A 14,633-nucleotide genomic window follows, 5' to 3' on the forward strand; every position below is an offset into this window, starting at 1 on the left:
GGCATGAAGACGACGACCGAGTCCACGCCCGCCCTGACCGCCGAGTCGCTGCCGCGTCTGCGGACCGGTGCGGTGATCTCCGCGTTCCTGCTGATCCCGGGGACGATCCTGGCCGGGCTCGCGGTCCTGTCCAGCGAGCGGTTCTCGGCGTGCTTCGAGAACAGCGCCAACTGCACGGACCACGGCGCCGCGACCGGTACCCAGATGCTGTGGGCGCTCGTCCTCGCCGGGCTCGCGTTCGTCCTGGTCATCGCCACCCCCGACCGCGCCCGCCGGGTCAAGGAGCTCCGGGTGACGGGCCTGTGCGTCCAACTCGCCGCCGAGTTCGGCTTCCTCTCGATGATCCTGAGCCACGCGTGACCCGGGCCGTGTGATGCGGCCGTGATCGTCGAGCCCATCCGGAATCCGCGCAACCGCCGGGTGGACCTCCGCGTCCGTACACACATACGTTCATGTGACGGAAGGAGGCAAGCGTGTTCGGTGGGGGGTCTCACAGGCGGGCGGGCTGGGGGCTTGCCGTATTTCTGGCGACGGGTTCCCTGATCGTGCTCGGGCCGGGCACCGGCAGCGCCGACGCGGCGGCCGCGTGCGGCGGCCGGCAGGTCAAGACGGTCCCGTTCGCCACCGGTGAGCTGCGGGTCTACAAGACGCACGGCTACGCCTGCGCGGTCACGGTCGCCAAGTCGCCCGGCGCCAGACGGCAGATGGCGGTCACGCTCCAGGCGCGCGGCGGCGGCCCGGTCTCCGACAGCGGGCTGTTCACCCAGCAGGCGGGCCCGGTCACGGTGCACGCGATCAACCGCTGTGTACGGGCGTCGGGTTCGGTCGCGGGATCCGGGGCATCTACAGGATGGATCTTGTGCTGATACTCAGCCGCCGTTGACAACGATGCCAGGCCCAGTGGGACAACTGGGTCTGGTGGTGCGGGTGTTGCTCCCGTTAGGTTCACGACGATCGCGAAACATCGTGACCACAGGGGAGAACGCATGCGCAAGACGCTCAGATGGCTCCTTTCGCTCGTCGTGCTGATAGGCACGGTGAGCGTGGCGGGAGCCACCGCCGGGGCGGCCACCGCCGCCGAGCCGGACATCAAGGACCGCATCCTGGCGATACCCGGGGTGAGCCTCATAGAGGAGAAGCCGTACGCCGGCTACCGCTACTTCGTCCTCGACTTCACCCAGCCGGTCGACCACCGGCACCCCTCGCAGGGCACCTTCCAGCAGCGCGTCACCCTGCTGCACAAGGACACCGGCCGTCCCACCGTCATGTACACCAGCGGCTACAACGTGTCGACCAACCCGAGCCGCAGCGAGCCGACCCAGATCGTGGACGGCAACCAGGTCTCGGTGGAATACCGCTACTTCACCCCGTCCCGGCCGCAGCCGGCCGACTGGAAGAAGCTCGACATCTGGCAGGCGGCCAGCGACCAGCACGCCATATACCAGGCCCTCAAGCCGGTCTACCGCAAGAACTGGCTGACCACCGGCGGCTCCAAGGGCGGTATGACGGCGACGTACTACAAGCGCTACTACCCCAGGGACATGGACGGCGTCGTCGCGTACGTCGCCCCGAACGACGTCGTCAACGACGAGGACTCCGCGTACGACCGCTTCTTCCAGACCGTAGGCACCAAGGAGTGCCGCGACAAGCTGGAGGCCGTGCAGCGCGAGGCGCTGGTGCGCCGCGAGCCGCTGGAGAAGAAGCTGGCGCAGTACGCGACCGACAACAAGTACACGTTCACCACGGTCGGCACGCTCGACAAGGCGTACGAGGCGGTCGTCCTCGACTACGTGTGGACGTTCTGGCAGTACAGCCTGCTCTCCGACTGCGGCACCATCCCGGCGGACGCGCCGCACGCCACCGACCAGGCGATCTGGGACTCCGTCAACAAGATCGTCGGCTTTGACTCCTATGTCGACCAGGGCCTGGAGAAGTACACCCCGTACTACTACCAGGCGGGCACCCAGCTCGGTTCGCCCACCATCAAGCAGCCCTGGCTGGGCGGTCTGAGCCGCTACGGCTACCAGCCGCCGCGCAACTTCGTCCCGCGCAGCATCCCGATGCGGTTCCAGCCGTGGGTGATGCCGCAGATCGACAGCTGGGTGCGCCACCACGCCGACCACATGCTGTACGTGTACGGCCAGAACGACCCGTGGGGCGCCGAGCGCTTCCGCCTCGGCTCCGGCTCGCGCGACTCGTACGTCTACACGGTGGCGGGCGGCAACCACGGCTCCAAGGTCGCCGGTCTGGCCGCTGCGGAGAAGGCCACGGCGACCTCGGCGATCCTCCGCTGGGCGGGCCTGCCCGCCACGACGCCGAAGCCGCTGGCGTCGTACGACGCGCGCTTGGACCGCCCGCAGGCGGAGCGCGAGCAGACGCTGCGTCCGTGAGTGAGGGGGCCCGGGGATGCGTCCCCGGGCCCCTGTCGCCTCACAACCGCCGCGCACACCCCACCCGTTGCGCCCCGCCCGTCAGTTCCACGTACATCGCCGTCGTCGGCGGGCAGTCGGTGCGGCGGGTGACCGCCTTCGTCACCTTGAAGCCCGGGGGCTCGGGGCCCGAGCCGTCGCACGGTGTTTCTTTCACCTGGCCCTCGCCCGCCTGGTACACGCAGTCACCGACGACGGTGAAGGGGCCGCCGCCCATGCCCGGGTCGCCGGGGTGCGGGGACTCCAGGTTGCGCATGCAGGCGTAGCCCGGGGTGGCCCGGGCGTCGATGTACAGGACGAAGTCCGTGTTCAGCGGGCAGCCCGCGGCCGTGTGTGCCGTGCCCGTGCGGCGGACCGAGACCCGGGCCACCGCGCGTTCGCTGGTGCAGGGGACCTCGGTGAACGCCTGCCCGTGTGCCGCGCAGGCCCCGGGCCCCAGGAACGTCGCCTCCGAAGGCGCGGGCGGTACGCGCTCCGCCGAGCCGCCCGCCGCCCGCTGGCAGCCCGCCGTGAGCAACAGGGCGGCGGACACCGCCAGAACCGCCCTGACCGAACCGTACGCGCGCATGACCGACCCCCGCACCAGCGTGACCTGCGGCCCGGGCGGCTCGCCAGGGGATGCGAGGGGTATCTCTAGTACGACAGTCCGTAGCCGATCGGGTACAGAACCTGGGTCGGATCGTCCCCGCGCGGCACGGCCACCGGCAGCCGCCCGACCGGCGCCGCCTTGCCCGCCAACACCCGTGCCGCAGCCCGTAGTTCTACGTCGGTCCAGGAGTAGGTGGCGAGCGACGCCGTGTATCCCGTCAGGTACGCGATGTCGTACGGGTTGCGGATCGCCAGGTGGATCACGGGCACTCCGGTCGCGCCCAGCGCCGCCAGCAGTTTGGACTGCGCGCCGCCCGGCCCCGCGTTGTAGGTGGCCGCGACCACCGCGTCCTTGCCCCGCGCGGCCGCCACCGCCGCGTCGATCTGGGCCTGCGAGGGCAGCGAACCGGTCGGCAATGCGCTTGCTGTGAAGCCCAGTTCGGTCAATGCCTTGGTCAGGACCGTTGTCGGTGGGCCCGTCGTCCCCGACGGCGACGCGGGGTCGGCGCCCACCACCAGGATGTTCCGGCGGTGCTTCCGTGACAGCGGCAGCAGCCCGCCCTTGTTGACCAGCAGCGTCGTGGTCCGCTCGGCCACCGCGTCGGCGGCGGCGAGATGCGGCCGGGTGCCGACCACCCGGTCCACCTCGCGCTGCGAGACGTACGGATGGCTGAACAGGCCACGCCGCTCCTTGAGTTCGAGGATCCGCAGGATCGATACGTCGAGGCGGGCCTCGGTGAGCTCGCCGCTGTGGACCGCCGAGAGGACCCCGTTCCAGGCCACGTCCAGCTTCGGCGGGTCGAGCAGCTGGTCGGCGCCCGCCTTCAGGGCCAGCACCGGCACCCGGTCGTCGCCGTACTTGTCCCGCACGCCCTGCATATTGAGCGCGTCCGTCACGACCACGCCGCCGAAGCCCAGCTGCTCGCGCAGGATGCCGGTGAGGATGGGGTGCGAGAGCGTCGCCGGGTCGTTGGTCGCATCGAGCGCCGGGAACTGGATGTGGGCCGTCATCACCGAGTCGATCCCGGCGGCGATCGCGGCCCGGAACGGCGGCGCGTCCAGCTTCTCCCACTGCTCGCGGGTGTGGGTGATGATCGGGATGCCGGTGTGGCTGTCGACGGTGGTGTCGCCGTGCCCGGGGAAGTGCTTGGCGGTCGCCGCGATTCCGGCGCCCTGGTAGCCGCGTACTTCGGCCGCCACCATCCGCGCGACGGCCGCAGGATCGGCGCCGAAGGACCGTACGCCGATGACGGGGTTGGCCGGGTTGACGTTGACGTCCGAGACGGGGGAGTAGTTCTGCCGGATCCCGATCGCGCGCAGCTCGGCCCCGGCGATGCGTCCGACGGTGGTGGCGTCGCGCGCGGAGCGGCCCGCGCCGAGCGCCATCGCGCCCGGGAAGAGCGTGGCGGGGTGGCCGACGCGGCAGACGATGCCGTGCTCCTGGTCGGTGGCGATGATCAGCGGTACGGGCGTGGGCTGGGCGAGCCCGGCGCGCTGGATGCCGTTGGAGAGGTCGGCGATCTGGTGCGGGTCGCGGGTGTTGTGCGCCCAGGTGAAGTAGATGATGCCGCCGACGTGGTACTTCGCGATGAGCTCGGCGGCGGTGCGCACGCCGATCTCGCTCAGGTTGGCGTCGATGTCCACCTGGTCGGGTGCGGTCGCGGAATGTCCGTAGACCCGCATCACGAAGAGCTGGCCGACCTTCTCCTCGATCGACATCCGGGCGATGATCCGCCGCAGCCGGTCGTGGTCGGTCCACTGTCCCGCGTACGCGGGGATCGCGGGCCCGAGGGCGGCCGCCGCGCCTGCGGCGGCGGTCGCGGTGAGGAGGGTGCGTCTGGAGGTGCGGTGCGACACGTGCGCTCCATCCGTAGGCGTGGAAGAAACTTCCAACGCCGAACGGATAACCGGAAAGTTATTACCGGTCAAGAGGGCGCGCATCGAAGGCCTCGTACTGGGCCCGGAAAAGGGACCGCCACCGGCGCAGTCGGAGGGGGGCGCACCGGTGGCGGTGTGCTGCCGGCCGCAGGCGGTTGGAGAGGGGAGTCGGCCGTTCGCAGCCAGCAGCGATCGCCGACACCGCATTGCGGAGACTCACCGGCAGTACGGACGTTGGACGATCGCCGCCCCCGGTGGGTTCCCGGCCGGGGCCCGATTCGGAGAATTCGGTACGGAAGTCTCCCGGTGTGATCAGAGTTGTACGGGAGGCGGCGCGGCGGTCGGCCACTGCGACTGGAGCGCCGCGACCGCCGCCGTGATGGCCGGGCGGCGGGCGGCCCCCGTGCGCCACAGGGCGTACAACCGGCGCACCGGAGCGGGGTCGAGCCGCACCGCCACCACACCGTCGGGCAGTGGACCCCGGCCGAGGCGGGGTATCAGTGCGATGCCCAACCCATGGGCTACCAGGGCGAGTTGGGTGTGGTACTCGGCGGCTTGGTGGCGCAGATCCGGCTCGCATCCGTCGGCCCGCAGCGTCCGCACCAGCCAGTCGTGGCAGACCGACCCGGGCGGCTGGCAGATCCAGTGCTCCCGGGCGAGCTCGGCGCGGCGCACCGAGTGCCGCCCGGCGAGCCGGTGGTCCTCCGGTACGAGCAGGTCGCACATATCGTCGCCGATCACCGCGTGCTCCACGCCCTCGGGAGCGGGCAGCGGCGCGATGTCCCAGTCGTGCGTCACCGCCAGATCGACGACGCCCTTCGCCACCAGGTCGATCGACAGATGCGGGTCGATCTCGGACAGCCGGGCGTCCAGGTCCGGGTGCTCGCGGGCGAGTTGGGCCAGCACGCCCGGCAGCAGTCCGCGCGCCGCCGTGGCGAACGCGGCGACCGTGAGGCGTCCGGTCGGCAGCCCCCGGCGCTCCTCCAGGGTGGTCTCGGCCCGCTCGACGAGCGCCAGCAACTCCTGTGCGGTGGCGGCGAGATGCAGCGCCTCCTCGGTGAGCGCGACCCCGCGCCCGCGCCGCTCCAGGAGCGTGGTGCGGGTCTCCCGCTCCAGCTTGGTGATCTGCTGGGAGACGGCGGAGGGGGTGTAGCCGAGGGCGGTGGCGGCGGCCGCCACGGACCCGTGGACGGAGACGGCGTGCAGCGCGCGCAGCCGGGCGAGATCGAGCACGACGGCCTCACTTTCCGAAGATCCCTTTACGGCAACTCATTACGTATGCTCAATCCAACCATGAAGAAATCCGCGCTGGTGCTACATGGTCCGCCCGGAGATCCTCAACGCATGCGTCCCGTACACATCGCACTCGCCGTGCTGGTCACCGCCGTCTGGGGAGTGAACTTCACGGTCGTCGAGGTCGGCCTCGGCCACTTCCCGCCGCTGCTCTTCTCCGCCCTGCGCTTCCTGGTCGCGGCGCTGCCGGCCGTGTTCTTCGTGGGGCGCCCGAAGGTCGGGTGGAAGTGGATCGTGGCGGTGGGTCTCGTCCTCGGGGTCGCCAAGTTCGGGCTGCTCTTCACCGGTATGAACCAGGGGATGCCGGCCGGGCTCTCCTCGCTGGTGCTCCAGATCCAGGCGGTGTTCACGGCGGTCGTGGCGATGGTGGCCCTCGGTGAACGGCCCGGCCGCACCCGCCTGTTGGGCATGCTGGTCGCGCTCGCCGGGATCGCGGTCGCCGCCGTGGACGAGGGCGCGAGCGGCCCCCTGCTCGGCTTCGGCCTCACCGTCGCGGCCGCCGCCTGCTGGGGTGTCTCCAACGTCCTCACCCGCAAGGCCGCCCCGCCCGACGCGCTCAACTTCATGGTGTGGGTCTCGACCGTCCCGATCCTGCCCCTGATCGGCCTCTCCCTGCTCTTCGAGGGCCCGGGCCGGGACGCGGGGGCGCTGCGGTCGTTCGACTGGAGCGGCGCGGGCGCGCTCGTCTTCGTCGCCTGGGGCAGTACGGTCTTCGGCTTCGGCGCCTGGGGCTATCTGCTGCGCCACCACCCGGCGTCGTCGGTGGCGCCGTTCAGCCTGCTGGTGCCGGTCTTCGGGATGTCGTCGGCCGCTCTGTTCCTGGGCGAGCCGGTCAGTCCGCTGCGGTGGTGCGCGGCGGTGCTGCTGGTGGGCGGGGTGGCGCTGACGTCACTGTCCCGGATGCCTCGGTTCCTGACGCTCCGAGCAGCGTGTCCAGATGCTCCCGCCCGGCCGTCAGCAGCCCCGGCAGCTCCGCCGCGTCCGGATACCACCGCTTCTCGTACTCCCAGCACAGCCAGCCGTCCGGCCTGAGCCGCGCCAGGCACGCAGCGAGCGGCAGCACCCCGGCCCCGAGCGGCAGCGGGGTGGTGTCCTCGGCCGACGCGATGTCCTTGACCTGTACGTATCCGAGGTGCGGGGCGAGTGCGGTGTGGGTGGCGGACGGGCTCTCGCCGCCGAGCCAGGTGTGCATCACGTCCCACAGGGCGCCGATCTCCGGCGCGCCGACCCGGTCCAGGACGCGGGCGACTGCCGCGCCCGTGCGGTGCGAGTCATGCGTTTCGAGCAGGACGCGTACGCCGCGCTCGGCGGCCAGGGCCGCGACCTCCCGCAGCCGCCGCACCGCGATGCCGTCGTCGTTCGGGGAGCCGTCGCCGCCGGGGAAGACGCGTACGTACGAGGCGCCGAGGTCGTGCGCGAGGAGCACCAGCTCGTCGAGCCGCTCGGAGTCGCCGGGACCGGCCACGCGCGCGTACCCCGCGACGGCGAGGATGTCCACACCCTGCGCCGCGAACTCGCGTACGGCAGCGGCCCGTTCGCGCATCCCGACACCGGTGTGCACGGGCTCCTCGGGGTGGGCGCGCAGCTCGACGCCCTGGTAGCCGTGCGCGGCGGCGAGCCGGGCGACCTCGGGGACGGGCAGTCCCGGCACCCCGAGCGTGGAGAACGCGTACCGCACCGCTCTCACCGGTCCTTCAGGCCGAGCCGCCAGTCCTGGCCGACCAGGTCGGCGCCGTACGAGCGGTGCGCCTCCTCGGTGACCAGGGTGAACCCGTGCCGCTGGTAGAGGGCGCGGGCGATGGCGAGCGCGTCGTAGGTCCAGAGCACCAGATCGCGGTACCCGGCCTCGCGGGCGAACGCGACGACCTCGCCGACCAGCCGGTCCCCGAGCCCATGGCCGCGCGCCTCGGGCTCCACGAGCAGCAGGCGCAGCCGGGCGGTGCCGGGGGCGTCGTCGCGTACGCACATCACCGAGCCCACCGGCCGCCCGTCCAGCTCGGCGATCCAGACGCGTTCGAGGTGCGGGTCGTGGTCCTGGGTGAAGCCGGCGACGATTCCGGCGACCATGCCCTCGAACTCGGCGTTCCACCCGTACTCGGCGGCGTACAGCGCGCCGTGCCGGTGCACCACCCAGCCCAGGTCCCCCGGACGGGGGTCCCGCAGGACGGGTTCGGGGGGAGGGGGAGTGGCGTGTGTGTCGGACACGGGGCCAGTATGCCGGGCGGGTACGACATCGCGTACGGGATCGCAGGCGGACGCGCCCCGTAGGGCATCGCGTACGCCATCACACGCGGACACGGCACACGCGCGCGTCACGGCACGCACGACCGGAACCGCTCGACCGTCTCGCGCAGGACCTCCGCCCCGTCCCGCCGCCACAGCGCCTCGTTGAAGAGCTCCACCTCGACCGGGCCCGTGTACCCGGCCGCGTCCACCCGCTGCCACCAGTCCCGCAGATCGATGGAGCCGTCGCCGAGCTGGCCGCGCCCGGTCAGTACGCCCTCGGGCAACGGTGTGACCCAGTCGGCGAGTTGGAAGGCGTGGATGCGGCCGGCGGCCCCCGCGCGCGTGACGGCCGCCGGGGCCAGGTCGTCCCACCACACGTGGTACGTGTCGACGACGACCCCCACCTCCTCGGCCGGGAAGCGTTCGGCGAGGTCGAGGGCCTGGCCGAGGGTGGACACGACGCAGCGGTCGGACGCGTACATGGGGTGCAGCGGTTCGATCGCGAGGCGTACGCCCCGCACGCGCGCGTAGGGGCCGAGTTCGGCGAGCGCGTCGGCGACCCGCTCGCGCGCCCCCGCCAGGTCCCGGCTCCCCTCGGGCAGCCCGCCGCAGACCAGCACCAGAGTGTCGGTGCCGAGCGTCGCCGCCTCGTCGATCGCGGCCCGGTTGTCGTCGAGCGCCTTTACGCGCGCGTGGGGCTCGGCGGTGGTGAAGAAGCCGCCCCGGCAGAGCGAGGTGACGCTCAGCCCCGCGTCCCGGACGAGCTTCGCGGCGGCCTCCACGCCGTACGCCCGCACGGGCTCGCGCCACAGTCCGAGGCCGGGTACGCCCAGCCGCGCGCAGGTGTCCACGAGTTGGGGCAGCGGCAACTGTTTGACGGTCATCTGATTGAGGCTGAGACGGGAAAGGCTCACTGGTCGACTCCGTACACGTTCAGCAGGTTCTTCATCCGGGCCTCGGCCCGCCCGGGGTCGGGCAACAAGCCGAGCCCGTCAGCCAGTTCGTATGCTCGTGCAAGATGCGGCAGCGGCCGCGCCGACTGGAGGCCGCCCACCATGGTGAAGTGGTCCTGGTGCCCCGCCAGCCAGGCGAGCAGGACCACGCCCGTCTTGTAGAACCGGGTGGGCGCCTCGAAGAGATGGCGGGAGAGCTGCACGGTGGGGTCGAGGAGGCGCCGGAAGCCGTCCGGGTCGTCCGCGTCCAGCGCCCGTACGGCCTGCGCGGCCAGCGGCGCGAGCGGGTCGAAGATCCCCAACAGGGCGTGACTGAAGCCCTGTTCGTCGCCTGCGATGAGCCCCGGGTAGTGGAAGTCGTCGCCGGTGTAGCACGCCACGCCCTCTGGCAGCCGTCGCCGCAGCGCGACCTCCCGGGCCGCGTCGAGCAGCGACACCTTGATGCCGTCGACCTTGCCGGGGTGGGCGGCGATGATCTTCGTGAAGGTCTCGGTGGCGAGGTCGAGGTCGGGCGAGCCCCAGTACCCCGTGAGGGCCGGGTCGAACATCGGGCCGAGCCAGTGCAGGATCACCGGCCGCTCGGTCCGCTCCAACAGCCGCCCGTACACGGCGAGATAGTCCTCTGGCCCGCGCGCCACGGCCGCGAGCGCGCGCGACGCCATCAGGACGGGCTGCGCGCCGACGCCCTCCACGAGCGCGAGCTGTTCCTCGTACGCGGCCGTCACCTCGGCGAGTGTGGCCGGGCCGGTCAGCTGGTCGGTGCCCACCCCGCAGGCGATCCGGCCCCCGGCCGCCTTCGCCTCGGCCGCCGAGCGCCGGATCAGCTCGGCGGCCCCGGCCCACTCCAGACCCATACCGCGCTGTGCGGTGTCCATGGCCTCGGCGACACCGAGCCCGTGCGACCACAGGTGGCGGCGGAAGGCGAGCGTGGCGTCCCAGTCGACGGCCGAGGTCGCATCCGTATATGGGTCCGCGTACGGGTCGGCGACCACGTGGGCGGCCGCGAAGACCGTACGGGAGACCGGCGGGCCGCCCGGCGTGAACGCGATCGGGTCGGGGCGGGGCTCGTACCGTACGAGCGAGCCGTCGGAGCGGGGCAGCAGGATCGTCACAGCGAGATCTCCGGCACCTCGATACGGCGGCCCTCGGCCGACGACCGCAGCCCCAGCTCGGCCAGCTGCACCCCGCGCGCACCCGCCAACAGATCCCATTGGTATGGGGTGTTGAGGTAGACGTGCCGCAGGAACAGCTCCCACTGCGCCTTGAACCCGTTGGTGAAGTCCTCGTTGTCCGGGACCGGCTGCCACTGCTCGCGGAACGCCTCCGTCGCCGGGAGATCCGGGTTCCACACCGGCTTGGGCGTCGCGCAGCGGTGCTGGAAGCGGCACTCGCGCAGCCCCGCCACGGCCGAGCCCTCGGTGCCGTCGACCTGGAACTCGACGAGTTCGTCGCGGTGGACGCGGACGGCCCAGGACGAGTTGATCTGGGCGATCGCGCCGCCCGCCAGCTGGAAGATGCCGTACGCGGCGTCGTCGGCGGTCGCGTCGTACGGCTTGCCGCGCTCGTCCCAGCGCTGCGCGAGGTGCGTGGTGGCCAGCGCCTGTACGGAGGTGACGCGCCCGAACAGCTCGTGCAGCACGTACTCCCAGTGCGGGAACATGTCGACGACGATGCCGCCGCCGTCCTCGGCGCGGTAGTTCCACGACGGGCGCTGCGCGCTCTGCCAGTCGCCCTCGAAGACCCAGTAGCCGAACTCGCCCCGGATGGACAGGATCCGCCCGAAGAAGCCGCTGTCCACCAGCCGTTTGAGCTTCAGCAGGCCCGGCAGGAAGAGCTTGTCCTGGACGACGCCGTGCTTGATCCGGGCGGCGGTGGCGAGCCGGGCCAGCTCCAGGGCGCCGGGGAGCCCGGTCGCGGTCGGCTTCTCGGTGTAGACGTGCTTGCCGGCGGCGATCGCTTTCCGGATCGACTCCTCGCGGGCGGCGGTGACTTGGGCGTCGAAGTAGATCTCGACGCTGTCGTCCGCGAGTACGGCGTCCAGGTCGGTGGACCAGTGGGCGAGGCCGTGCTTGTCGGCGATGGCCCGCAGCGCGGACTCCCGGCGTCCCACCAGGACGGGCTCCGGCCACAGGACCGTGCCGTCACCGAGGTCGAGACCGCCCTCGTCGCGCAGGGCGAGCAGGGAGCGTACGAGGTGCTGGCGGTAGCCCATGCGGCCGGTGACGCCGTTCATGGCGATGCGGACGGTCCTGCGGGGCGGGGTGGTGAGGGGCGCGGCCTTGTCCGTCGCGGTCCTGTCTGTCACGTGACGTCCCTTCCGGGCTCGTGGCAATGTGCCCGCAACGGCCGGTGGCCACGCGGCTTTTGCCTTTTGCAGACGCGGCAGTAAGCGCTTTCTGCAAGGAGGGACGCTAGCCTGCGCAGAGCGCCGCGGACAAGAGGCGCGCGGCGGTCCACGAGAGGTTCGGCGGAGGCAGAGATGACAACGACCCTGGCGGATGTGGCGGCGCGCGCCCGGGTGTCCCCGGCGACCGTCTCGCGGGTGCTCAACGGCAACTATCCGGTGGCCGCGGCGACCCGCGAACGCGTCCTGCGCGCCGTCGACGAGCTCGACTACGTCCTCAACGGGCCCGCCAGTTCACTCGCCGCCGCCACCTCCGACCTGGTCGGCATACTCGTGAACGACATCGCCGACCCGTTCTTCGGGATCATGGCGGGCGCGGCCCAGTCCGAGATCGGGGGCGAGCGCGGGGCCCGCGAGAAACTGGCGGTCGTCTGCAACACGGGTGGCTCGCCCGAACGCGAACTCACCTATCTCACGCTGCTCCAGCGCCAGCGCGCGGCTGCGGTGATCGTGACGGGCGGGGCCCTTGAGGACCCCGAGCACGCGGCGGCGGTCGCGGCGAAGCTGGGACGCCTTGCGGAGGCGGGGACGCGGGTGGTGCTGTGCGGGCGGCCGCCGGTCTCGTGGCCGGTGGAGGGGGTGGGGGCGGGGGATGGTTCTGCCGGACCGACGACGGGTGCGAGCACGGGAGTTGGCGCCACCGGGCCCGTCGCCGCCACGCTGACCTTCGACAACCGTGGTGGCAGTCAGCGCCTGACCGAGCACCTGCTCGCCCTCGGCCACCGCCGTATCGGCTATATCGCGGGCCCCGAGGAGCGCACCACGACCCGGCACCGCCTGGAGGGCCACCGGGCCGCGCTCGCGGCGGCGGGTGCGGCGCACGGGCCCGTGGTGCACGGCTCGTACGACCGCCGGTCCGGGTACGACGCGACCCTTGAACTCCTGCGGCGCGACCCGGAGTTGACAGCGGTGGTCGCGGCCAACGACACGGTCGCGCTGGGTGCCTGCGCGGCGCTTCGCGACCGGGGCCTGTCCATCCCCGGCGAGGTCTCGGTGGCGGGCTTCGACGACCTCCCGTTCAGCATGGACGCGGTGCCCGCGCTGACGACCGTACGGCTGCCGCTGTACGAGGCCGGGGCGCGGGCGGGGCGCCTGGCGATGGGCAAGGAGCCGGTGCCGCCGGGTGGGATCGCCACGGTGCACGGGGAGTTGATGGTGCGGGGGTCTACGGGACGGGCGCGCGCGTAGAGCGTGGGCCGGGCGTGCGGGGACGGGCGCGCGCGTAGCGCGATCTGCTGGCCGTCCCGGTGGGCAACTCGGTGCCGGATTCCCGCCAGCGGTGGGCGTCGCGCCGGAACAGGATCGTGTCCATGGCCTCCGGCTCGCCCGTACGGGGCGAGCGCCATCGAATGTTGGAGACACCCCATGGACCTGCACCTTTCCGGCCGTACGGCCGTGGTCACCGGCGCTTCGAAGGGCATCGGGCTCGCGGTCGTCCGGACGCTGCTCGACGAGGGTGCGCGCGTGGTGGCCGCCTCGCGCAACTCCAGCCCGGAGCTGGAGAAACTGGCCCGGCCCGAGCTCGTCCACGTCTCGGCCGACTTCATGGATGCCGACGCCCCCGCGCGCGTGGTGGCCCGTGCCGTCGAGGAGTTCGGCGGTCTTGACATCCTGGTCAACAACGCGGGCGGGCCGCCGCCGGGTGTGGTCCTGCCGCGCGCTTCGTTCCTGGACGCGCCCGACGCGGACTGGCCGGCGATGTTCGAGTTCAACGTCTTCTCGGCGGTACGCGCCTTCCGCGCGGCCCTGCCGCATCTGCTCGCCGGGGGCGGCGCCGTCGTCAACATCTCGTCGGTGCTGGCCCGTCAGCCCGCGGTGGGCAACGCGGAGTACAGCGCGGCGAAGGCGGCCCTGTCCAACCTCACGCAGGTCCTGTCGGAGGAGTACGCGCCCCGGGGCGTCCGGGTCAACACGGTGTCGCCGGGGGTGGTGCGGACGTCGTGGTGGACGCGGTCGGGCGGTGCGGCGGATGCCATCGCGGCGATGGCGGGCGCCGACCGTTCCACGGTCCTCGACACCCTGGCCCCCCAACTTAACGCCGCCACCGGCCGCTTCATCACGCCGGAGGAGATCGCGGATGTGGTGGCGCTGTTGGCGTCGCCGCGGTCGGGGAGCACGACGGGGGCGGAGTTCGTGGTGGACGGGGGCTTCTTGAAGGCGGTGTGATCCCCCACCCCGCCCCTTCCCTAAACCCTCCGGGGGTGGGTGGGGGTGAAGGTGGGGGAGTTCTCCTGGGGGCTTCGCCCCCAGACCCCCGGGCGGGAGCTGCGCCCCCTGCACCCCTGCTCTGTGGCTGCGCCCCTCAAGGGGCGCGGGGAACTGCGCGAGCAACCCCCACCGGCCCGCAGACGAACCCCCACCCCTTCAGCCCGCGCCCCACTACTTCCGCTTCGCCGCCCGCTTGCTGAGCACCGTCAGCGCTACCGGGATCAGGAGTTCGAGGGCGCGCGTGACCGTGGGTTCGGGGAGGCCCGTCTTCTTTGAGACCGTCCTCGCGACCGGCTTCGCGACCTTGGCCAGGACCGTGGCCGTGACGCCACCGCCCGCCATGCCGAGGCCGCCCAGGGTGGCGACGCCCTGGAGCGGGGGCTCCTCGGGCGGCAGGCTCGGGAGTTCGCCCGCCAGCTCCGACGCCGCCGTGCCCACGACCGCCCGCGCCCCGGCGGAGTCCGTGCCGAGTTCCTGGGCGAGCTGCTCCAGCCCGTCGTCCCCCAGCTCGTTCAGTACGTCCTGCTCGAAGGTGGAATCGTCACTCATGGGCGAAACGCTACGGCCGCGCCCCTCCATCGGCATGTCGGGATTCCGGAAAAATTACTTTCCGCAGTCGTGCAACCCTTCAGGCGTTACGGGTGTCGTACTTGT

Annotated in this window: 13 protein-coding genes and 2 pseudogenes; 6 read left to right on the plus strand and 9 right to left on the minus strand. The window is 72.1% G+C overall.

The genetic code is table 11. The annotated features are described in order from the left end of the window. Positions 1-3: 3 nt before the first annotated feature. The 3 genes from ACT1U9_RS20325 (at position 4) to ACT1U9_RS20335 (ending at position 2,390) form a co-directional block, all read left to right on the plus strand. Positions 4-360, plus strand: a complete 357-nt coding sequence (locus tag ACT1U9_RS20325; RefSeq protein WP_444534115.1) for a hypothetical protein — start codon at positions 4-6, stop codon at positions 358-360. Positions 361-473: 113 nt separating this feature from the next. Then, positions 474-866: a hypothetical protein gene (locus ACT1U9_RS20330; protein WP_444534116.1), complete on the plus strand. Its 393-nt coding sequence runs from the start codon at positions 474-476 to the stop codon at positions 864-866. 120 nt (positions 867-986) lie between these two features. Beyond that, entirely contained in the window at positions 987-2,390 is a 1,404-nt protein-coding gene (locus ACT1U9_RS20335) for a S28 family serine protease (RefSeq protein WP_444534117.1), read from the plus strand. Positions 2,391-2,430: 40 nt separating this feature from the next. Here the strand turns inward: ACT1U9_RS20335 and ACT1U9_RS20340 are convergent, their stop codons facing one another. From ACT1U9_RS20340 to ACT1U9_RS20350, 3 genes are all read right to left on the minus strand, one after another. Next, positions 2,431-2,997, minus strand: a complete 567-nt coding sequence (locus ACT1U9_RS20340) for a hypothetical protein (RefSeq protein ID WP_444534118.1) — start codon at positions 2,995-2,997, stop codon at positions 2,431-2,433. 65 nt (positions 2,998-3,062) lie between these two features. After that, complete coding sequence (locus ACT1U9_RS20345) at positions 3,063-4,874, minus strand: glycoside hydrolase family 3 protein (protein WP_444534119.1); 1,812 nt, start codon at positions 4,872-4,874, stop codon at positions 3,063-3,065. Between the two features lie 333 nt (positions 4,875-5,207). Next, entirely contained in the window at positions 5,208-6,128 is a 921-nt protein-coding gene (locus tag ACT1U9_RS20350) for a LysR family transcriptional regulator (RefSeq protein ID WP_444534120.1), read from the minus strand. A gap of 111 nt (positions 6,129-6,239) precedes the next feature. Between ACT1U9_RS20350 and ACT1U9_RS20355 the strand changes: the two genes are divergently transcribed. After that, a complete protein-coding gene (locus ACT1U9_RS20355) occupies positions 6,240-7,220 on the plus strand; it encodes an EamA family transporter (RefSeq protein ID WP_444534121.1) in 981 nt (326 codons plus the stop codon). On the opposite strand, the pseudogene ACT1U9_RS20360 reads toward ACT1U9_RS20355, so the two are convergent. The 5 genes and pseudogenes from ACT1U9_RS20360 to ACT1U9_RS20380 form a co-directional block, all read right to left on the minus strand. Continuing rightward, positions 7,123-7,866: pseudogene (locus tag ACT1U9_RS20360) on the minus strand (sugar phosphate isomerase/epimerase family protein); the annotation flags it as partial. The gene ACT1U9_RS20355 and the pseudogene ACT1U9_RS20360 sit on opposite strands and share 98 nt — an antisense overlap. A 5-nt stretch (positions 7,867-7,871) precedes the next feature. After that, positions 7,872-8,360: pseudogene (locus ACT1U9_RS20365) on the minus strand (GNAT family N-acetyltransferase); the annotation flags it as partial. 140 nt (positions 8,361-8,500) lie between these two features. After that, on the minus strand, positions 8,501-9,298 hold the full coding sequence (locus tag ACT1U9_RS20370; RefSeq protein ID WP_444534122.1) for a sugar phosphate isomerase/epimerase family protein: 798 nt from the start codon (positions 9,296-9,298) through the stop codon (positions 8,501-8,503). Positions 9,299-9,324: 26 nt separating this feature from the next. Next, a complete protein-coding gene (locus tag ACT1U9_RS20375; RefSeq protein ID WP_444534123.1) occupies positions 9,325-10,479 on the minus strand; it encodes a dihydrodipicolinate synthase family protein in 1,155 nt (384 codons plus the stop codon). Then, positions 10,476-11,600 (minus strand): Gfo/Idh/MocA family protein, encoded by a 1,125-nt coding sequence (locus tag ACT1U9_RS20380; protein ID WP_444539199.1) that lies wholly within the window; start codon positions 11,598-11,600, stop codon positions 10,476-10,478. Before ACT1U9_RS20380 ends, ACT1U9_RS20375 begins: the two co-directional genes overlap by 4 nt. Positions 11,601-11,846: 246 nt before the next feature. On the opposite strand from ACT1U9_RS20380, the gene ACT1U9_RS20385 reads away from it, so the two are divergent. Together ACT1U9_RS20385 and ACT1U9_RS20390 are read left to right on the plus strand one after the other, a co-directional pair. Beyond that, complete coding sequence (locus ACT1U9_RS20385; RefSeq protein WP_444534124.1) at positions 11,847-12,959, plus strand: LacI family DNA-binding transcriptional regulator; 1,113 nt, start codon at positions 11,847-11,849, stop codon at positions 12,957-12,959. A gap of 177 nt (positions 12,960-13,136) precedes the next feature. Beyond that, complete coding sequence (locus ACT1U9_RS20390; RefSeq protein ID WP_444534125.1) at positions 13,137-13,937, plus strand: SDR family NAD(P)-dependent oxidoreductase; 801 nt, start codon at positions 13,137-13,139, stop codon at positions 13,935-13,937. 213 nt (positions 13,938-14,150) lie between these two features. On the opposite strand, the gene ACT1U9_RS20395 is transcribed toward ACT1U9_RS20390, so the two are convergent. Next, on the minus strand, positions 14,151-14,528 hold the full coding sequence (locus ACT1U9_RS20395) for a DUF937 domain-containing protein (RefSeq protein ID WP_444534126.1): 378 nt from the start codon (positions 14,526-14,528) through the stop codon (positions 14,151-14,153). Positions 14,529-14,633 lie beyond the last annotated feature (105 nt).

It is taken from the genome of Streptomyces sp. BR1, from assembly GCF_052373795.1.
In the GTDB taxonomy this organism is placed as follows: Bacteria; Actinomycetota; Actinomycetes; order Streptomycetales; family Streptomycetaceae; genus Streptomyces.

What these genes read in the sequence shown, in the direction of transcription:
- ACT1U9_RS20355 (WP_444534121.1), top strand. Translation starts at nt 6,240, where the DNA reads ATGCGTCCCGTACACATCGCACTCGCCGTGCTGGTCACCGCCGTCTGG.
- ACT1U9_RS20390 (WP_444534125.1), top strand. Translation starts at nt 13,137, where the DNA reads ATGGACCTGCACCTTTCCGGCCGTACGGCCGTGGTCACCGGCGCTTCG.
- ACT1U9_RS20340 (WP_444534118.1), bottom strand. Translation starts at nt 2,997, where the DNA reads ATGCGCGCGTACGGTTCGGTCAGGGCGGTTCTGGCGGTGTCCGCCGCC.
- ACT1U9_RS20380 (WP_444539199.1), bottom strand. Translation starts at nt 11,600, where the DNA reads ATGAACGGCGTCACCGGCCGCATGGGCTACCGCCAGCACCTCGTACGC.
- ACT1U9_RS20385 (WP_444534124.1), top strand. Translation starts at nt 11,847, where the DNA reads ATGACAACGACCCTGGCGGATGTGGCGGCGCGCGCCCGGGTGTCCCCG.
- ACT1U9_RS20325 (WP_444534115.1), top strand. Translation starts at nt 4, where the DNA reads ATGAAGACGACGACCGAGTCCACGCCCGCCCTGACCGCCGAGTCGCTG.
- ACT1U9_RS20370 (WP_444534122.1), bottom strand. Translation starts at nt 9,298, where the DNA reads ATGACCGTCAAACAGTTGCCGCTGCCCCAACTCGTGGACACCTGCGCG.
- ACT1U9_RS20395 (WP_444534126.1), bottom strand. Translation starts at nt 14,528, where the DNA reads ATGAGTGACGATTCCACCTTCGAGCAGGACGTACTGAACGAGCTGGGG.
- ACT1U9_RS20335 (WP_444534117.1), top strand. Translation starts at nt 987, where the DNA reads ATGCGCAAGACGCTCAGATGGCTCCTTTCGCTCGTCGTGCTGATAGGC.